This is a genomic window from Limnohabitans sp. 2KL-17 (assembly GCF_003063415.1).
In the GTDB taxonomy this organism is placed as follows: Bacteria; Pseudomonadota; Gammaproteobacteria; order Burkholderiales; family Burkholderiaceae_C; genus Limnohabitans_A.
In genome coordinates, this window is sequence record NZ_NESK01000031.1 from 1 (window position 1) to 19,154 (window position 19,154).

Sequence of the window (19,154 nt, forward strand, 5' to 3'; positions counted from 1 at the left end):
GAAGGCACTGATCGCATCCAAGGCACCACATGCGAACGACTTCACCAACCAGCGGGTGCGCAAGGGAGGTGAGGTTGACCCGGCCCTGCGCTCGAAGAATCGCAACAAGTCCAAGGTACGCGCCCGGGTGGAGCACGTCTTCGCAGTGGTCAAGCGGCTGTGGGGCTTCACCAAGGTGCGCTATCGCGGCCTGGCCAAGAACGCCACGCGCTCGTTCGTGGCCTTGGGTCTGGCCAACATCTACTTAGCGCGTGGACGCCGCATGGCATGAGTGCGTCTTCAGAGCGCGCAATGCGCGTGTCTGGCGTGAAAAGGCCAGAAATACGGGCCGAAATTGGGCCGCTTCGCCCATCACATCTCGCATCATGCAATCAACTAGCAACATATCGCTGAATTCGGTGGCTTGTTCAGCGTAGCCTTAGTTCAGAAACGATAACCCAAACCCAACCCAACGAACACTGGGTCGAGTTTCAAACTGCCTTTGTTGTCGGCACCAACGAAAACATCCGAACGTATGTACACCTTTCTCACATCAAAGTTCAACCACCAGTTTTTATCGAGAGGCATGTCCACCCCAATCTGCAAAGCGCCACCCCAACTGTCTTTGTCCAGAGAAGCGCCACCGTCCAGCAAGTTAACGCGGGAGATCCTGGTGTAATTCAAGCCGGCACCAATGTAGGGCTTGTAACCTGTCAGCCCGGTAAAGTGGTATTGCAAGAGCAGGCTTGATGGCATGTGCTTGAACGTCCCAATCGAAGGTTCGCCCAGATACACCGTTTGCTTTTGAGGCGTTGTCAGCGTCAACTCAGTCGCCATGTTCGGGGCGATGAAGTAACTGACACCCACTTCTGCGATGGTCCTGTTGTTGACAGAGAGGCCCAGACCTGTCCCATCTTTGTTCGCCATATCCAGATGTACGGCTCGGGCCCTCACAACCCAAGGCCCCTCACCCGAGGCTTGTGCCATGGCGGCAGTGACAGAACAGGTAGCCAGCAAGGCTACAGCTATGGTTTGTTTTCTCATCTTGACTTTCCTTGTGAATAAAGAGCTTTTTGCTCCGTTTCATTGAAAGTCAAGTTCCCCGTCGTTCATTTGCTTTTAATCAAACAGCGTTAACCATGCGCGGAAACTTCAAATCGGCTTGCGATGAATCAACGTAATTAACTGGAACACGAAGTAGTGTGCGCTTCACAACCGACTGCAAATCTCCGTTGTGGCTGCGCTTTGATTCATGGTGTAGAAATGCAAGGCAGGTACGCCACCGTTAACAAGCTGTTCGCACAAATCAGCCACCACATCAAGGCCGAAGGCCTTGATTGAATCGATGTCATCGCCATAGCCTTGCAGGCGCAAACGAATCCAGCGCGGGATTTCGGCACCGCAAGCGTCAGAAAAACGCAGCAACTGCGACGAGCTGGTGATCGGCATGATGCCGGGCACCACCGGCACATCCACGCCCAGCTTGTAGGCATCATCGACAAAACGGAAATACGCATCACTGTTGTAAAAGTATTGCGTGATGGCCGAGTTGGCACCGGCCTTGACCTTGGTGACAAAGGCTTGCAAATCGGCCTCGGGCGACTTGGCCTGCGGATGAATTTCAGGGTATGCAGCCACTTCAATGTGAAAGTCATCGCCCGTTTCAGCGCGAATAAAAGCCACGAGATCGCTGGCGTAATGGAATTCGCCTCCGGCGCCGTAACCACTGGGCAAGTCGCCACGCAAAGCCACCAGTCGCTTGACGCCCATGGCCCGAAGGGTGGCCAACTCTGCACGCACCGAGGCTTTGGTGGCCCCAATGCACGAGAAGTGTGACGCCGCCGACACACCCTCGCCGAGGATCGCACCGACGGTGGCAAACGTGCCTTCCTGTGTGGAGCCCCCCGCCCCATAAGTGACCGAGCAAAACTCAGGCTTGAGCGCGTACAGCTGCTGGCGCACGGCGCTCAATTTATGGGCACCCTCAGGTGTTTTGGGTGGGAAAAATTCCAGACTGATGGGCAATTTCAAACCAGACATCGCATCCACTTTCAATTCAATAGTCGTTGGCCTTGGCATACGCCTTGACGGCCAGATCGGCCTCATGCGCGACGCGTGTCTGCTCGCGCGCTGGCAGCACTGCTGCTGGGTCGGGCCAGCAGGCCTGCACAAAAAATTCGCGGTTACCATCTCCGCCTTCGATCGGGCTGTTGATCCAGGTGCTTACTTTCAAGCCCAGATCGGCCAAAGCCGTGCAGACACGGTTTTCGATGAAGGCATACAAGCTCTCGTCTTTCACGATGCCGCCCTTGCCCACCTGACCAGGCTGCAACTCGAACTGCGGCTTGACCAACATCAGCAGCTGGCCCGTGGGCTTGAGCAAATGCACCACGCCCGGCAATACCAGGGTGAGTGAAATGAAGGACACATCGCCCACCACCAGGTCAAAGCCCTCAAGTGCTTCGGGAATGCGTTCGTCGCCAGGTTCCAGTTCGCGGGCATTGACGCCTTCGATGCAAACCACGCGCTCATCTTCGCGAATACGCGGGTGCACTTGCGCATGGCCCACATCAACGCCTACCACCTGCGCAGCACCTTGCTGCAGCAGGCAGTCGGTGAAGCCGCCAGTGCTTTGACCCACGTCCAGGCAGCGCAAACCCTGCACCGCCAAGCCCGTGGCCTTCAAAGCCCCTTCGAGCTTGAGGCCACCACGGGACACATACCGCGACTCGGCATCATCCAGCAACTGCAAGGCTGCGCTGTCTGGTACTTCGTCACGGTTTTTCACCACTGCGCGCCACGTCCCGTCGGGCTGCTGCCACTGCACGCCCCCGGCAATCAGTCGCTGAGCCTGAGAGCGAGAAGCGGCCAGGCCGCGCTCGACGAGAAGTTGGTCTATGCGCATTCGTTGGTTTTCAATAACGGTAGGTGTCGGCTTTGTAAGGGCCGTTTTTGGACACGCCGATGTAAGACGCTTGTTCGTCACTCAACTCGGACAGCATGGCGCCGACTTTCTTGAGGTGCAGACGGGCCACTTTTTCATCAAGGTGCTTGGGCAAGACATAGACCTTGCCGGAATCGTACTGGTCTTGCTTGGTGAACAGCTCGATCTGGGCGATGGTCTGGTTGGCGAACGAAGAAGACATCACAAAGCTGGGGTGGCCAGTGGCGCAGCCCAGGTTCACCAAGCGGCCTTTGGCCAACAGGGTGATCTTCTTGCCATCGGGGAAGATGACGTGGTCAACTTGAGGCTTGATCTCGTCCCACTGGCACTTCTCCAGCGACACCACATCGATTTCGTTGTCAAAGTGACCAATGTTGCAAACGATGGCTTCGTCCTTCATGGCGGCCATGTGCTCATAACGAATCACGTTCTTGTTGCCAGTGGCCGACACGAAGATGTCGCACTTGTCGGCGGCGTATTCCATGGTCACGACCTTGAAGCCTTCCATGGCGGCTTGCAGGGCGTTGATCGGATCGATCTCTGTGACCCAGACTTGGGCCGACAAGGCACGCAACGCCTGTGCCGAGCCCTTGCCCACGTCACCGTAACCGGCAACCACAGCCACTTTGCCGGCGATCATCACGTCGGTGGCGCGTTTGATGGAGTCGACCAGCGACTCGCGGCAACCATACAGGTTGTCGAACTTGCTCTTGGTGACAGAATCGTTCACGTTGATGGCGCGGAACATCAGGCTGCCCTTGGCGGCCATTTCATTCAGGCGCAGCACGCCCGTGGTGGTTTCTTCGGTCACACCAATGATCTGTGCGCCCTTGCGGCTGTACCAGGTCGGGTCCACGGCCAGTTTGGCCTTGATGGCGTTGTACAGGCAGGTCTCTTCTTCACTGGTCGGGTTGGCGATCAGGGAGGCGTCTTTTTCAGCGCGCTTGCCCAGGTGCATGAGCAAGGTGGCATCGCCGCCATCGTCCAGGATCATGTTGGGGCCTTCGCCTTCGGTGCCTGCGGCGCCGAATTCAAAAATGCGGTGGGTGTAATCCCAGTAGTCGGCCAGGGTTTCGCCCTTGATGGCAAACACCGGGGTGCCTTTGGCAGCAATTGCGGCGGCGGCATGGTCTTGCGTCGAGAAAATGTTGCAGGAAGCCCAGCGCACATTGGCCCCAAGCGCTTGCAGGGTTTCGATCAGCACAGCCGTCTGGATGGTCATGTGCAGCGAACCAGTGATGCGCGCACCCTTCAAAGGCTGCGCCTTGTTGAATTCTTCGCGGATGGCCATCAGGCCTGGCATTTCGGTTTCGGCAATCTTGATTTCTTTACGGCCCCAATCGGACAGACCGATGTCGGCGATGACGCAATCGGCGTTCACGGCGGTGTTCAAACGTGCATTCATGTGTTCAGCTCCAAAGCAATGTGAATAAGCCACACGCGTGGATGAAGGCACTGTTGAGGGAAAAAACAGGCTCACCGCACGTCGAGTGGATGAGCGTCGTTGCTGTTGAAGTATTCCGAGCCTCACGCCCCGCTGCCGACTTGACTGGCAAGTCAGGGGGCGCTGCAACGCTCCTCGGAAGCTGGCATTCTATCGCAGTCCGTCGCTGAGCGTACTTGGCCACAAGGCAAAGCCCCCTGTGCTTGGGGAGCCTATGCCCAGGCATTTGCTAGACTGAAAACATCCTGACCCCCCGCAAGCCCCTATGCCTGACCTGATGATCCAACTCACCGCCTACTGGCACTTGTGGGCCGTGGCTGCCGTGATCGGACTCATTGCCCTGAATTACGCAACACAATTTATCGGACCAGCGCTAAAGCTCAAAACAAGCCTGGCCCAAGTCAATGGCCATTTGGCCTTGATGGCAAAAAACCCGCCTGGAACCCTCATTGACCTGGTTCAATTGAAGAACGAGGTGATGACCTCGCCGGCCTTTCGACACGCCTGGGAGCAATACACCGGCACGCTGCAACAGCAATGGCAAGCTGCCGAGTCAGGCCCACTCGGCGCTGCCAGGCAGCGCGTCAGCCATTTGTCCAAGGCATTTTTTACCCACATGGGTCAAACCTCCAACGGCGGGCGAATCGACCTGTCCAAGCTCGAACAGCTGGCTCAAACCGATGACCAACTGGCCCAGCTCTGGGCCCAATACAACCACGCCATCGAAGCGCTGCAACAGCTCGAAACATCAGGCTCAACCACTCCGGGCCAATGGCAAGCCAACAGCCATGCCGAGAACTACTTCACCGAGCAGGCTCTGGTGGACTCGCCCCTTCAATCGAACTTCTACAAGCACATTCCCGGCATCCTGACCGGCGTGGGCATCATCGGCACGTTCACAGGCTTGATTGCCGGCCTGGTCAGCTTTGACGTGTCCAACCCCGAGCGGGTTCAAGCCGAGCTGAGCCAACTGGTGCAAACCGTGGGCCACGCCTTTCTGGTCTCCGCCCTCGCCATCACCCTGGCCATGGTCTTCACCTGGATCGAGAAGTCGGTGCTGACAGGACGCTATCGCCAAGTTGAACAGTTGCAGCAATGGCTGGACACCTTGTTTGCCCCGCAGGGTGGCACCCAATTCATGGAGCGCCTGACGCAGGCCACCGAAATCCAGGCGGCTCTGTCCTACAAAATCCTGAGCCAATTGCGTGCATCGACCCCGCAGGCGCCACAGCGTTGAGCCCGCATGATCGGCTTTAGAAAAACGCCTCACAAGAGGCACAGGGACGAGGCTGAAAAACCGTTCTGGATCTCATTTTCAGACCTCATGACCGCCCTCATGGTGCTGTTTCTGGTGGCCATGGCGGTGGCCTTGCTCAGCGTCACCACAGGCTTGCGAAAAATGGACGAAAGCCGGGTGAGCAGAGACAACGCGGTATCAAGCTGCCTGAACGACATCCGGCAAATCACACGCCAAGCCGACTACGCTGGCGTGAAACTTCGTGGGCAGACGCTTGAATTGGGTACATTGGCCGAATTCCCCAAGGACAGCAACGAACTGGAAGCCCAGCGTGCGGGGTTTTTGCGCCGTTTTGTACCCCAAATGCTGCACATCGCCCGCACGCCGGCTTGTGAAAGCTGGCTGAAACGCTTTGTGCTCGAAGGTTACGCCAGCCCCGAGGGCTCTTACCTGTACAACCTCAACCTCAGCCTTGAGCGTTCCCAGCGCGTGTTGTGCGTGTTGCTCGACGCCAAGGCCCCCAACGCACCGAGCCTGGAAGACCGCAAAACGATCCGGGAACTGTTTTTTGTCGGCGGGTCGTCCTTCAACTCGGCGATTTTGAACCAGCCCGAAAAGAGCCGCAGGGTTGAGCTGCGGCTGGAATTCAAGGATCTGCGAAAAACCTGTACCCCAGACACACCCGACTGCGAGGCCGATGAAGTGCACCCCATCCCCTGGGACGATGACTTCAAATGCCCCGTACCCAGCCGCTCTTGATTCGCTGGCAGACCGGTAAAATCACGCTTTTGCCAGCCCTGGACGGGCTTGGCCACCACGGGTGCAGCTTGCCACCCGCCCGACTTCAGGACCCCTTGTGACCTACGCCCACGAAACCCGGCGCCGCCGGACTTTTGCCATCATCTCCCACCCCGATGCGGGCAAAACGACGCTGACCGAAAAGCTGCTGCTGTTCTCGGGTGCGATCCAGATCGCCGGGTCGGTCAAGGCCCGCAAGGCGTCACGCCATGCCACGTCCGACTGGATGGAGATTGAAAAGCAGCGCGGCATCTCGGTGGCCTCGTCGGTCATGCAGATGCTCTACCGCGACCACGTGATCAACCTGCTCGACACCCCCGGCCACAAAGACTTCAGCGAAGACACCTACCGGGTGCTGACCGCGGTGGACTCGGCCCTGATGGTGATCGACGCGGCCAACGGTGTCGAGGCGCAAACCCGCCGCCTGATCGAAGTTTGCCGTCAGCGTGACACACCCATCATCACCTTCGTCAACAAGATGGACCGCGAAGTGCGCGACCCGCTGGACATCCTCGACGAAGTCGAGCGCGAACTGGGCATGCCCTGCGTGCCCATGACCTGGCCCGTGGGCCAAGGCAAAAGCTTTGGCGGCATCATCAATCTGCGAACCCAGGCCATGACGGTGTTCGAGTCGGGCAGCGAACGCCGCCCGCAAGACTTCGAAACCATCCCGCTGACCGAACAAGCGAGATTGGCTGCGCGCTTTGGCAACGACTGGCAAACCGCCATGGACAGCATGGAACTGGCCACCGGTGCATCGCCCACCTTTGACGAAGAGGCCTTTCTGGCGGGCAAGCAAACCCCGGTGTTCTTTGGCTCAGGTGTGAACAACTTCGGCGTCATGGAAGTGCTGGATGCACTGGTCGACCTGGCCCCGCCACCGCGCCCCCGCACCAGCTCGTTGCTGGTCAACAAACAGCCCGTGGTCAAAGTGATCCAACCCGAAGACAGCGCGTTTTCAGGGGTGGTTTTCAAGGTTCAAGCCAACATGGACGCCAACCACCGCGACCGCATCGCCTTTGTTCGCATGGCCTCGGGCAAATACACCCCAGGCATGAAGCTCAAAGTGCAACGCACCGGCAAAGAACTGCGCCCCACCAGCGTGGTGACCTTTTTGAGCCAGCGCCGCGAAGCGGTGGACGAGGCCTATGCAGGCGACATCATTGGCTTTACCACCCACGGTGGCGTGCAGCTGGGTGACACCATCACCGATGGCGGCAACCTGCAATTCACTGGCCTGCCTTTCTTCGCGCCCGAGCTCTTCATGACCGTGATCCTGAAAAACCCGTTGCGCACCAAGCAACTGCAAACGGGTCTCGACCAGCTGGGCGAAGAAGGTGCGATCCAGGTCTTTAAACCCGAAATCGGCGGCCCCATGCTGTTGGGTGCGGTGGGTCAATTGCAGTTTGAAGTGGTGCAACACCGCCTCAAAGCCGAGTACGACTGCGATGTGCGCCTAGAAGGCTGCCAGTACACCGGCGCCCGCTGGATCACCGCCGACACCCCGGCCGAATTGCGGGAATTCACCAACGCCTACCCCCAGCGCATGGCGATAGACGCGGCAGGCACGCTGGCCTATTTGTGCACCAGCCCCTATGACGTGCGCTTGGCGCAAGAACGCTTTCCCAAAATCCACTTCCACCCGCTGCGCGAGCACGCGGGGCTGGCGCTGGGCAGCGCGGGCTGACACGGTGCAAGCACTGACCGCCTGGTCGCCCCGTCGCATCGTGGGCGTCTTCACCGACATCGACGACACGCTGACCACCGAAGGGGCTATCACGCCCGACGCCTTACAAGCGCTGGCAGACCTGAAAGCGGCGGGCCTGCACGTGGTGCCCATCACTGGGCGGCCCGTGGTCTGGAGTGAGCCCTTTGCCCAAAGTTGGCCGGTAGACGCCATCGTGGCGGAAAACGGTGCGGTCGGCTTGACCCACGCACGCGCGCAGGGCCTGCAAAAGCGTTACCAACAAGACGGCGCCGCACGCAGCGCCAACTTCACCCGCATGCAATCGGTGCTGGCGCAAATTGAACGCACTGTGCCCGGCGCGCACCGATCACAAGACAGCGCAGGCCGTGAAACAGACATTGCGATCGACCACAGCGAATTCACACACTTGCCACAGTCGTCCATCGACAGCGTGGTGCGCATGCTGCAAAGCGAGGGCATGACGGCCACCGTGAGCAGCATCCACATCAACGGCTGGCTGGGCGAGCACAGCAAACTCACGGGTGCCCGCTGGATCGTGCGTGAACTGTGGGGGCGAGACCTGGATGCCGAAATCGACCACTGGGTTTATGTGGGAGACTCCACCAACGACCAGGTGATGTTTGAGCATTTTCCGCACAGTGTGGGAGTGGCCAATATCCGACGCTTCGCAGCACAACTGATGCACCCGCCCCGCTACGTCACCCCCAGCGAACGGGGCGCAGGCTTTGCCGAACTGGCCCGGCATCTGCTGGCCAACCTGGCCTGAAAAGCTGCCTTACAAAACAACTCTTCGCGGCACGCCGCGCGAAACACAACTCCGACTGGACCTGCGCATGAACGCCCCCACCCTTTTGAACTGGCTTGAAAAAGACACCCCACGCTCTGCCCTCTGGCGATCGGACCAGGTGTTGCCCAAGCATGTGGTGCTGGCCGACGACACCATGACCGCTGACACCGCCTACCGGTTGGCCTGTGCCGGCACAGGCTTGCTGTGGCGCAGTGATTTTCAGAACGCCCGGCAACTGCTGCAGGCACTGGCTCGGCGCATCGACAAACCCAAAAAAGTCCGCATCAAAAAGCAAGACCCTGATGCCCCTGTGATCCCCGGTGCAGTGTTTCATGCTCACCGCCAGGCGCAAGCCCAGCGCACCCGCATCCTGAGCCAAGTCCTGATTGAACTGAATGCCGATTACGGCACGGACCTGCGGCGCGCCCCGGATGCCAAACAAGCCTGCCTGCAGGCCTTTGGTCCTTCCAATGGACAAGCATCGGTGGTTTCGCTGCGCAGCTTGCAAGGGGCCATTGGCGCTTTTGAGTGGCGCAAAAAAGGCGTCGAGGTGCCTGCCATGGGCGAGGCTTTGTGCATCTACCCGCACTACGGCGTGTTCTCACCGGTGCGCGGCGAATATGTGACCTTGGTGGCCAACGCCCCATGGCCCGAAGCCCTCAAGACGCACCCTGTGGCTTTTGACATTGGTGTGGGCTCGGGCGTGTTGTCTGCCGTGCTGGCCCGGAGGGGTGCCAGCCAGGTGATCGGCACCGATATGTCAGACCGCGCCTTGGCCTGCGCCCTAGACAACTTGCAACGCCTGGGCTTGCAAAACCAGGTGCAGCTGCTTCAGACCGATTTATTCCCTGAGGGCCAAGCGGCCTTGGTGGTGTGCAACCCCCCTTGGCTGCCAGCACGGCCGACCACACTGCTCGAGCAAGCGGTTTACGACGAAGGCAGCCAGATGCTCAAAGGTTTTCTGATGGGTTTGGCTGCACACCTGTGCCAAGGCGGCGAAGGCTGGCTGATCCTGTCAGATCTGGCTGAGCACCTGGGCCTGCGCAACCGTGAGGCGCTGCTGGGCTGGATCGCCGAAGCAGGTTTGCAGGTGGTGGACCGCATGGATGTGAAGCCAGTGCACGCCAAAAGCCAAGATGAAACGGACCCCTTGCATGCAGCACGCTCGGCAGAAGTCACATCGCTTTGGCGCCTGACGGCAGCCAACTGATCACACACGCGCCAGCACTGGCCCCAAGGCCACACCGGTGTGCGTGCCCATTCGAACCACTTCTTCAGGAGTGGCTGCGGCCACGATCCGGCCGCCGGCATGACCGCCTTCAGGCCCCAGGTCGATCACCCAGTCGGCCTCGGCAATCACATCCAGATCGTGCTCGATCACGATCACGCTGTGTCCGGCGTTCACCAGCCGGTGCAGCACGCTGATGAGTTTGTCCACATCGGCCATGTGCAGGCCCACGGTGGGCTCGTCCAACACATACAAGGTGTGGGGCGCCTTGTTGCCGCGTTTGCCCACCTCGTCACGCACCTTGGTCAGTTCGGTCACCAGTTTGATGCGCTGCGCTTCACCGCCACTTAAGGTGGGTGAAGGCTGGCCTAGCGTGAGGTAGCCCAGCCCCACATCTTTCAGCAACTGCAACGGGTGCGCGATGCTGGGCATGGTGGCAAAAAATTCGACAGCTTCATCGATTTCCATTTGCAGTACATCGCCAATGCTTTTGCCACGCCAAGTGACGGCCAAAGTCTCGGGGCTGAAGCGGGCACCGCGACAGGTCTCGCAAGGCACTTTCACATCGGGCAAGAAGCTCATCTCGATGGTGCGCATGCCCTGCCCTTCACAACCTGGGCAGCGGCCTTCCCCCGTGTTGAAGCTGAAGCGGCCGGCGGCGTAGCCTCGCGCCTTGGCCTCCAGGGTTTCAGCAAACAATTTGCGGATCGTGTCCCAAAAACCAATGTAGGTGGCGGGGGAAGAGCGGGGCGTTTTGCCAATCGGGGTCTGGTCGACTTCGAGTACACGGTCAACTGTCTCAAAGCCCTGCACATCGGCACACGCCGACAGCGCCACACGCTGGCCTGCGTCTTGTGCGGTGCGGCCCGCAAAGGTAGAACGCTGACCCACCAACGCCTGCACATTGGTCAGCAGAACATCGCGGGCCAACGTGGATTTGCCGGAACCGCTGACACCCGTGACGGCGACCAGACGCTTGAGCGGCACTTGCACATCCACCTGACGCAGGTTGTGCAGGTTGGCACCCGTCAGGGTGAGCCATTGCAAAGAAGCATCCACCAAGCGACGCAACTGCATCGGATGCTTCATCGCATGCAATAGATAGCGCCCGGTTTGCGAATCGGGTGATGCCGTGATGTCGGCCACCGTACCTTGCGCCACCAAGCGACCGCCACGTTTGCCAGCGCTGGGGCCGATGTCGATGATGTGGTCAGCACGGCGAATGGTGTCTTCATCGTGTTCCACCACCACCAGCGTGTTGCCCTTGTCGCTCAGGCTTTTCAGGGCGTTCAGCAAAATCTGGTTATCGCGGGCGTGCAAACCGATGGTGGGCTCGTCCAGTACATAGCACACACCTTGCAGGTTACTGCCCAGTTGTGCGGCCAAACGGATGCGTTGCGCTTCACCACCCGACAGCGTAGGCGCACCCCGGTCGAGCGTGAGGTAGCCCAAGCCCACCTCTTCCAGAAACGCCAGACGGCTCTTGATCTCGGGCACCAGATCGCGGGCAATGTCCGCATCGCGGCCAGTCAATTGCAACTGCTCAACCCAATGCCGAACTGCGATGACCGAGAGACTGGCAATGTCGGTGATGCGCCAACCCTGGCCAGGCGCTGACCCCAGGCGCACGGCACGCGCTGTGGCGTTCAAGCGGGTGCCTTCACAACTCGGACAAGCCACGTTCGCCAAGTCTTCGATTTCAGGCTCCGCAAAAGTCTGCTCACGGCCTTTTTGTTTGTCGTCCTGAACCGAGTCATCGAACACCTGGCGCTCGTCTTTGCTCAGCTTGACGCCTGTACCCACACAGTCGGGGCACCAACCGTGCTTGCTGTTGTATGAGAAAAGGCGCGGGTCCAGTTCGGCATATGAGGTGGCGCACTGCGGGCAAGCCCGCAAGGTCGAGAACACGCGGTGCTGGCCGATTCGGGCGGTGGACTCACCACTGAACATGGCTTCGCGCAAGCCCTCCAGATCGCTCAGCACATGCACCACACCTTTGCCATGTTCCAGGGTTTTGCTCAAAGCCTGGCGCAGCGCCGTTTCATTCGATGGCAACACATCGAGACTGGCAACGGGCAGCTCGATGCTGTGCTCCTTGAACCGGTCAATGCGCGGAAAGCCTTGCGTGGGCAAAAAGTCGCCGTCGACGCGAAGGTGGGTGTAGCCCCTCGGACGAGCCCAGTCGGCCAATTCGGTGTAAACACCTTTCCGGTTGGTGACCAACGGGGCCAGCAGGCCGATGTGCTGATCGCGGAACTGCGTCATGAGCTGCGCGATGATGCTGTCGGGCGTTTGCGGCTGTACCGGGGTGTTGTCGTGCACGCAGTGCTGGATGCCCAGTTTCACATACAGCAAGCGCAAGAAATGCCAAACCTCGGTGGTGGTGCCCACGGTGGATTTGCGGCCACCCCGGGACAGGCGTTGCTCGATCGCCACGGTCGGTGGAATGCCGTAGACAGCATCCACCTCGGGGCGCCCAGCGGGTTGCACAATGGCTCTGGCGTAGGCGTTCAGGCTCTCCAGATACCGACGCTGGCCTTCGTTGAACAGGATGTCAAAGGCCAACGTGGATTTACCGGAACCACTGACGCCAGTGACCACATTGAACTGGCCACGAGGAATGTCCACGCTCAGGTTTTTGAGGTTGTGTTCTTTGGCGTTGACGATCTGGATGTTGTTGTTGGGCACCACTTTGCGTGGGATGGCTGGCGCGTTTGCCACGGTTTTGATGGCCGCCACATAAGCCGCTGCGCCCTCTTGTGCACCATGCACCTCACCCATGGACTCGGCGTATTCACGCAAGGCCTTGCCAGTGTGCGATGTGGCGTGCTGCCTCACCTCTTCCGGTGTGCCTTGGGCCACAATGAGGCCACCGGCATAACCACCTTCAGGGCCCAAATCAATCAACCAGTCGCTGGCGCGAACCACATCGAGGTTGTGCTCGATGATGATCAGTGAATGTCCGGCTTCGAGCAACTTGCGCAAGGCGCGCATCAGTTTGGCAATGTCGTCAAAGTGCAGGCCCGTGGTGGGCTCATCGAACAAAAACAGCGTGCCTTTGCGCGCCAGCTTTTGGCGGCTGCTGGAGGCACTTTTGGCGGCCTCTGCCAAAAATCCCGCAAGCTTGAGGCGCTGCGATTCCCCGCCCGACAAAGTGGGCACGGGCTGGCCGAGCTTGACGTATTCGAGCCCGACATCCACGATGGGCTGCAAGGCGCGGATCACATCACGGTCTTGTGCAAACAAGGCAGCGGCTTCGCTCACCGTGAGGGCCAGCACATCGGCCACGTTGAGGTGTCTCGCTTGCGCCTGGCCCATGGCTTGGCGCTCCACCGTGATCTCGAGAATCTCAGGGCGATAACGCTTGCCATCGCAATCGGGGCAGCGCAAATACACATCGGACAAAAATTGCATTTCAACGTGCTCGAAGCCGGAGCCGCCACAAGTGGGGCAACGGCCATCACCGCTGTTGAAGCTGAACTTGCTGGCGGTGTACCCACGTTGGCGCGACAAAGGCGCGGTCGCAAAAATCTCGCGCACCGCATCCCAAGCCCCCACATAGCTGGCAGGATTGGAGCGCGCCGTTTTGCCAATGGGCGACTGGTCAACAAACACCACATCGCTCAGATGGTCGGCACCCATCAGGCGGTCATGCGCACCAGGGGTTTCGGTGGCTTTACCAAAGTGGCGCATCAATGCGGGGGCCAGCACGTCTTGTATCAGGCTCGACTTGCCCGAACCGCTGACGCCCGTGATGGTCACCAGACGCTGCAGCGGAAAGTCCACATCGATGTTTTGCAGGTTGTGCTCGCGAGCACCTTCCAGAATCAGACGCGGCGTGCTGTCGGTCACCATGCGCTTGAAGCCCAGGCCCACCTGCTTGCGCCCGCCCAGGTAGGCACCTGTGAGCGTATCGGCGTTGCGCAGGTCGGCGGTCGAGCCGTCAAACACAATCTGTCCACCACGCTCGCCGGGGCCTGGGCCCATGTCGATCATGCGGTCAGCCGCCAGCATCACGGCTGGGTCATGCTCCACCACCACCAGTGTGTTGCCCGCGTCGCGCAGGCGGTGCATGGCTTGGGTGATGCGGCTCATGTCACGCGGGTGAAGACCGATGCTGGGCTCATCGAGCACAAACAAGGTGTTCACCAGCGAGGTCCCCAAGGCCGTGGTCAGGTTGATACGCTGCACCTCGCCCCCACTGAGGGTGCGGCTTTGGCGGTTGAGCGTGAGGTAGCCGATGCCCACATCGCACAGGTATTTCAGGCGCGTGGTGATTTCTTCGAGCAGCAACTTAAGCGCTTGCGCCTCGGCGTCTGCCGAGGCCAATGCCACCGCGCTGGCGCTCATGCGGTCAAAGAATCGGCGCAGCTGGTCAATCGGCATGATCATCATGTCGTGCAGACTCAAGCCTGGCAGCGCTTCCAACTGCGCTCGTGACCATTTCACACCTGCAGGCATGAAACGCTGCTTAACTGGCAGCACGCCATCGGCATCGCTGTGGCTGCCAATGCGCCAGAGCAGGCTTTCTGTTTTGAGGCGGGCACCGATGCAACTGGGGCATTCGGTGTAGCTGCGGTATTTGGACAGGAGCACACGGATGTGCATCTTGTAGGCCTTGGTCTCGAGGTATTCAAAAAAACGCTTGATGCCATACCACTGATGCTTCCACTTGCCCTTCCATTCCGGCGAACCGTTGATCACCCAGTCCTTTTGGCCCTGGGTCAGCTTGTCCCAGGCCGTGTCTCGCGGAATGCCTGCCGTCTCGGCGTGGCGCATCAAGTCATCCTGACACTCTTTCCAGGCCGGTGTCTGGATGGTCTTGATGGCACCCGCTCGCAGTGTGAGCTTGGCGTTGGGAATGACCAGGCCGTAGTCCACACCGATCACGCGGCCAAAGCCCCGGCAGGTTTCGCAAGCGCCCACAGCGGAGTTAAAAGAGAACATCGACGGGATCGGGTCGGTGTAACGCAGGTCGCTGTCGGGGCAATGCAGCCCCGTAGAGAAACGCCAAAGGTCAAAGGCAGACTCTGCTTCAGCAGCAGCGCCTGAGCCCGAAGGGTTTTCAACATACACATTCAGGCGGCCACCCCGTTTGAGGGCGACTTCGATCGCCTCGATCACACGGGCTTTTTCGGCGGTTCCCAAACGAAACCGATCGGCGATCACATCCAGCACCTTGCGCGGGCCTGTGGGCGTGGCCACCTCTCGTTCGGCCTGCACTTTGGTAAAGCCGCTGGCCGACAGCCATTGCGACACCTGCTCGGCACTTGTGTTGGCAGGCAGTTCGACAGGAAAGGTCAGGTACAGGCGTGGGTCTTGCGCTTGCGCGGCGCGTTGCGCCAATTCGGCATAAATGGTTTCGGGCGTGTCATGGCGCACGGGTTGGCCCGTGTCCTTGTCAAACAACTGCCCCAGACGGGCAAACAACAACTTGAGGTGGTCGTTCAACTCAGTCATGGTGCCCACGGTCGAGCGAGAACTGCGTACAGGGTTGGTCTGGTCAATGGCAATGGCCGGCGGAACCCCTTCGACCTTGTCCACTGCCGGTTTATCCATGCGGTCCAGGAACTGCCGCGCATAAGCGCTGAAGGTCTCCACGTAACGCCGCTGGCCTTCGGCATACAGCGTGTCAAACACCAGACTCGACTTGCCTGAACCACTCGGCCCGGTGACCACAGTCAATTCGCCCGTGCGGATGTCCAGATCGAGGTTTTTGAGGTTGTGCTGACGTGCACCACGGATACGGATGAGACCTTGGGACATGCTGGGCTTTTTGGGGTGAAGGCAAAACATTCTAGGACGGAGAGCATGACAACTCTGACGCGCAAAAGAAAAGCCACGCAAGGGCGTGGCTTTCAGATGAGGCCTTGAGTCCAGGCAACCGACCCATGGTCAATCACCCATGGACAGCAAAAGCGTTTACTTGGCGGCGCTGGCTTCAGCAGCGGGTGCAGCTGGCGTGCCGGCCTTGGCGGGTTCTGAATGCACGGCGTCTGCGCCATGCTTTTCACCGCTCATGTCGAGGCTGTCGCCGCCTTTGCTGATCACGTACAAAGCCAGGGCAGCAAAAATCACGAATCCAACAACAATTTTCCACATAGTTCATCTCCAAAAATGAAAAAGGCCCTCCACAGAGGGAAGGCCCAAAATGTAGCACCCGAGTCACCCCGAGATGCTTACAAAGTCAATCAGTCGTTGGCGTAAATGTCAACGTCTTTGGTTTCCTTGATGAACAAGCCACCAATCACGACGGTTGCACCGGCGATGATGATCGGGTACCACAAGCCGTTGTACATGTTGCCAGTCTGGGCCACGATCGCAAAAGCGGTCGTGGGCATCAAACCACCGAACCAGCCGTTACCGATGTGATACGGCAAGGACATCGATGTGTAACGGATGCGGGTGGGGAACATCTCGACCAGCATGGCGGCTATAGGACCGTACACCATGGTCACCAACAACACCAAGTAGGAGAGGATGATGACAACGGTCACTTTGTCGAACTTGGCCATGTCGGCTTTAGCGGGATAGCCCGCGGCCTTCAAGGCAGCGCCCAGGTTGGAAGCCAACAGGGTTGCACCAGCTGTTTTCTCGTTGCTCAGGTCTTTGACAGACTTGGTGGCAGCTTCGATGGCCTTGGCGTCTTTGGGTTCTGCTGCGTTCAGAGCGGCCAGCTTTTCCTCGGCCTTGGCCTTGGCAGCAGCAACATCTTCAGCCGAGTACTTGACATTCACCACGGTCTCGCCAACTTTGATCACTGCAGGGGTGCCAGCAGGCGCTGCAATGTTTTCGTAGGACACAGAAGCGCCAGCCAAACGCTGTTTAGCGATATCACAAGAAGAAGTGAACTTCTTGGTGCCTGTGGGGTTGAACTGGAATGAGCACTCTGCTGGGTCGGCAGTCACCGTAACTTGGGCAGACTGCTGAGCAGCGTACAGATCTGGGTTGGCTGCTTTGGTCAAAGCCTTGAACACAGGGAAGTATGTGACGACAGCCAACAAGCAGCCAGCCAAGATCAATGGTTTACGACCGATTTTGTCCGACAGCGTGCCGAAGATCACAAAGAATGGTGTGCCGATGATCAAGGAAATTGCGACCATGATGTTGGCGGTGGCGCCGTCCACTTTCAGCGCTTGTGTCAGAAAGAACAAAGCGTAGAACTGACCGGAGTACCAGACCACGGCCTGGCCCATGACCACGCCAAACAAGGCCAAAATCACAATTTTCAAGTTTTTCCACTGACCGAAAGATTCGGACAACGGGGCCTTGGAGGTCTTGCCTTCGGCTTTCATTTTCACGAAAGCAGGCGATTCGTTCATGCTCAAACGGATGTACACCGAGATGATCAGCATGATCACCGAAACCAAGAATGGAACGCGCCAGCCCCAATCGGCAAAAGCTTCCTCACCGATGATGGTTCGTGTGCCCAAGATCACCATCAGCGACAAGAACAAGCCCAAAGTCGCCGTGGTTTGGATCCAGGCGGTGTAAGCACCACGCTGACCCGCTGGAGCATGCTCGGCCACATAAGTGGCAGCGCCACCGTACTCTCCACCCAATGCCAGACCTTGCAACAAGCGAAGGCAGATCAGGATGACGGGAGCGGCCACACCAATACTGGCGTAGTTTGGCAAAATGCCAACGACGAAAGTCGACACACCCATGATCAAGATGGTGACCAGGAAGGTGTACTTGCGGCCGATCATGTCGCCCAGACGGCCGAAGAAGATTGCGCCGAAAGGACGCACAATGAATCCAGCAGCAAAAGCCAACAGCGCAAAAATGAAAGCAGAGCCTTCGTCCAAGCCGCTGAAAAATTGCTTGGCAATGATTGCGGCCAATGAGCCGTACAGGTAAAAGTCGTACCACTCAAAAACGGTACCCAGAGAAGAGGCAAAAATCACCTTCTTCTCTTCCGCCGTCATCGGGCGGGCTGCGGTTGTAGCCATAGCGTTGTCTCCAAAAAAGAGTTCCCAACATGAGAACTTGGGCCGATTCTTGAACCCAGCACTTGCCCCTGACTGACTCGCAACCAACTGTGGCTTACATCCAATCGTTAACCCTGCAAAATTATTCCGCAATGTGAAAAATCAGAGGGTTTGATCGGTATTTCCTTAAAAATAAACTGTCTTTTTATTCCGAAATTTAACTTTCCGGACCTTTGATGTCGAAAAAAAACGTCCTTAATTCTAAAAAAACCTGCAAAAAGTGCGCATGCAAAGCCCGAAGGGCATTCAAGCTTCTGAGGCTTATCGCGACTAAACAGCAGCATCCAATGGCGTTTTGCCATAAAAAAACAGGTGCGATGAAACTGATTTGTATGGCCATCAGGGGACTGGGCTGAACCCAGCGCACAAACGCATGCACCCTCGCCATTCTAAAAATGGGCTTATGCCCATCGGCTTTTGAAGCAGCACATTGAATAGGTAGACCGTTACGCCATGCAATCAACGGGCTTCCCGGAGGCGTTCAAAGGGGTAAGACACCTCAAAATTTCTCAGTGTTTTCCCTTGAAGTTACCGCCTGTAGTTCCAATTAAAAAGACTGGATATGTAAGTTTAATGTCAGATTAATAATTTTCCCGAATGAAACTCGAGAATCTGATTGGGAAAACATATTTACACAATTATTTAGGGGCTTTGATTCTGAGTTGGACGACAACGCACTTGTTCATAAAATCCAAAAAATTTAGTTGAAACCCAAATTTAAAGTCCATGTTGCTTGCTGTCGTCATTGCCAAGAGTCTGATTGAACTCTCTCTCATGTTCATCATTGGGCGTTTCTTGCTGGGATTGTTGGCTGGCGCCAACCGGGACCACAATGTTTTTTGGCAACTTTTGGATGTGGCCTCCAAGCCTGCACTTTGGCTGACACGCAAAATCAGCCCCAAACTGATCCTGGACCAGCACATCCCCTTGGCCACCAGCAGCTGGCTGTTGATCGCTTGGGTCTTGGTGGTGCAATTGAAAATAGACATTTGCCTTGAGTTGGGAGTTGCCTCGTGTCAGTGAAAAGCCATATCTCTC

General features: G+C 58.2%; 14 protein-coding genes and 1 riboswitch. Of the genes, 7 read left to right on the top strand and 7 right to left on the bottom strand.

Features of this window, described 5'->3' with window-relative positions; all coding sequences use genetic code 11:
- Window positions 1-271: transposase (locus tag B9Z45_RS14325; RefSeq protein ID WP_146180911.1), on the top strand; the 271-nt coding region annotated here is incomplete at its 5' end.
- 152 nt (window positions 272-423) lie between these two features.
- Here the strand turns inward: B9Z45_RS14325 and B9Z45_RS14330 are convergent.
- The 4 genes from B9Z45_RS14330 to ahcY form a co-directional block, all read right to left on the bottom strand.
- Window positions 424-1,023: an OmpW family protein gene (locus B9Z45_RS14330; protein ID WP_108407902.1), complete on the bottom strand. Its 600-nt coding sequence runs from the start codon at window positions 1,021-1,023 to the stop codon at window positions 424-426.
- Between the two features lie 165 nt (window positions 1,024-1,188).
- Window positions 1,189-2,019 carry a methylenetetrahydrofolate reductase [NAD(P)H] gene (metF, locus tag B9Z45_RS14335; protein ID WP_108407939.1) on the bottom strand — a complete coding sequence of 277 codons (831 nt, stop codon included), beginning with the start codon at window positions 2,017-2,019 and terminating at the stop codon, window positions 1,189-1,191.
- Between the two features lie 16 nt (window positions 2,020-2,035).
- The gene (locus B9Z45_RS14340) at window positions 2,036-2,884 is read right to left on the bottom strand and encodes a TlyA family RNA methyltransferase (protein WP_108407903.1); all 849 of its coding nucleotides are present in this window, start codon (window positions 2,882-2,884) and stop codon (window positions 2,036-2,038) included.
- A gap of 10 nt (window positions 2,885-2,894) precedes the next feature.
- Window positions 2,895-4,328, bottom strand: coding sequence for an adenosylhomocysteinase (ahcY, locus tag B9Z45_RS14345; protein ID WP_108407904.1), 1,434 nt, complete (start codon window positions 4,326-4,328; stop codon window positions 2,895-2,897).
- Between the two features lie 84 nt (window positions 4,329-4,412).
- Window positions 4,413-4,510: riboswitch (S-adenosyl-L-homocysteine riboswitch) on the bottom strand.
- Window positions 4,511-4,644: 134 nt separating this feature from the next.
- Between ahcY and B9Z45_RS14350 the strand changes: the two genes are divergently transcribed.
- From B9Z45_RS14350 to B9Z45_RS14370, 5 genes are all read left to right on the top strand, one after another.
- On the top strand, window positions 4,645-5,604 hold the full coding sequence (locus B9Z45_RS14350) for a hypothetical protein (protein ID WP_146180922.1): 960 nt from the start codon (window positions 4,645-4,647) through the stop codon (window positions 5,602-5,604).
- Between the two features lie 6 nt (window positions 5,605-5,610).
- Window positions 5,611-6,363: a flagellar motor protein MotB gene (locus B9Z45_RS14355; protein WP_108407906.1), complete on the top strand. Its 753-nt coding sequence runs from the start codon at window positions 5,611-5,613 to the stop codon at window positions 6,361-6,363.
- Window positions 6,364-6,460: 97 nt separating this feature from the next.
- Window positions 6,461-8,089 carry a peptide chain release factor 3 gene (locus tag B9Z45_RS14360; protein WP_108407907.1) on the top strand — a complete coding sequence of 543 codons (1,629 nt, stop codon included), beginning with the start codon at window positions 6,461-6,463 and terminating at the stop codon, window positions 8,087-8,089.
- A 4-nt stretch (window positions 8,090-8,093) separates the two neighbouring features.
- Entirely contained in the window at window positions 8,094-8,876 is a 783-nt protein-coding gene (locus B9Z45_RS14365; RefSeq protein ID WP_108407908.1) for an HAD-IIB family hydrolase, read from the top strand.
- 67 nt (window positions 8,877-8,943) lie between these two features.
- Complete coding sequence (locus B9Z45_RS14370) at window positions 8,944-10,107, top strand: class I SAM-dependent methyltransferase (RefSeq protein ID WP_108407909.1); 1,164 nt, start codon at window positions 8,944-8,946, stop codon at window positions 10,105-10,107.
- Here B9Z45_RS14370 and uvrA read toward each other — a convergent pair whose 3' ends face one another.
- The 3 genes from uvrA to B9Z45_RS14385 all read right to left on the bottom strand — a co-directional run bounded on the left by uvrA (window position 10,108) and on the right by B9Z45_RS14385 (window position 18,077).
- A complete protein-coding gene (gene uvrA / locus B9Z45_RS14375) occupies window positions 10,108-15,891 on the bottom strand; it encodes an excinuclease ABC subunit UvrA (protein ID WP_108407940.1) in 5,784 nt (1,927 codons plus the stop codon). It abuts the gene before it with no gap.
- Between the two features lie 156 nt (window positions 15,892-16,047).
- Window positions 16,048-16,227 (bottom strand): hypothetical protein, encoded by a 180-nt coding sequence (locus B9Z45_RS14380; RefSeq protein ID WP_108407910.1) that lies wholly within the window; start codon window positions 16,225-16,227, stop codon window positions 16,048-16,050.
- Window positions 16,228-16,316: 89 nt separating this feature from the next.
- Complete coding sequence (locus B9Z45_RS14385) at window positions 16,317-18,077, bottom strand: MFS transporter (RefSeq protein WP_108407911.1); 1,761 nt, start codon at window positions 18,075-18,077, stop codon at window positions 16,317-16,319.
- A gap of 765 nt (window positions 18,078-18,842) precedes the next feature.
- Between B9Z45_RS14385 and B9Z45_RS14395 the strand changes: the two genes are divergently transcribed.
- On the top strand, window positions 18,843-19,139 hold the full coding sequence (locus B9Z45_RS14395; RefSeq protein WP_108407913.1) for a hypothetical protein: 297 nt from the start codon (window positions 18,843-18,845) through the stop codon (window positions 19,137-19,139).
- The last annotated feature ends 15 nt before the right edge of the window (window positions 19,140-19,154 follow it).

Excerpts from the sequence above, each read along its gene's own strand:
- B9Z45_RS14330 (WP_108407902.1), bottom strand. The coding sequence starts at position 1,023 with ATGAGAAAACAAACCATAGCTGTAGCCTTGCTGGCTACCTGTTCTGTC.
- metF (WP_108407939.1), bottom strand. The coding sequence starts at position 2,019 with ATGTCTGGTTTGAAATTGCCCATCAGTCTGGAATTTTTCCCACCCAAA.
- B9Z45_RS14340 (WP_108407903.1), bottom strand. The coding sequence starts at position 2,884 with ATGCGCATAGACCAACTTCTCGTCGAGCGCGGCCTGGCCGCTTCTCGC.
- ahcY (WP_108407904.1), bottom strand. The coding sequence starts at position 4,328 with ATGAATGCACGTTTGAACACCGCCGTGAACGCCGATTGCGTCATCGCC.
- B9Z45_RS14350 (WP_146180922.1), top strand. The coding sequence starts at position 4,645 with ATGATCCAACTCACCGCCTACTGGCACTTGTGGGCCGTGGCTGCCGTG.
- B9Z45_RS14355 (WP_108407906.1), top strand. The coding sequence starts at position 5,611 with ATGATCGGCTTTAGAAAAACGCCTCACAAGAGGCACAGGGACGAGGCT.
- B9Z45_RS14370 (WP_108407909.1), top strand. The coding sequence starts at position 8,944 with ATGAACGCCCCCACCCTTTTGAACTGGCTTGAAAAAGACACCCCACGC.
- uvrA (WP_108407940.1), bottom strand. The coding sequence starts at position 15,891 with ATGTCCCAAGGTCTCATCCGTATCCGTGGTGCACGTCAGCACAACCTC.
- B9Z45_RS14380 (WP_108407910.1), bottom strand. The coding sequence starts at position 16,227 with ATGTGGAAAATTGTTGTTGGATTCGTGATTTTTGCTGCCCTGGCTTTG.
- B9Z45_RS14385 (WP_108407911.1), bottom strand. The coding sequence starts at position 18,077 with ATGGCTACAACCGCAGCCCGCCCGATGACGGCGGAAGAGAAGAAGGTG.
- B9Z45_RS14395 (WP_108407913.1), top strand. The coding sequence starts at position 18,843 with ATGTTGCTTGCTGTCGTCATTGCCAAGAGTCTGATTGAACTCTCTCTC.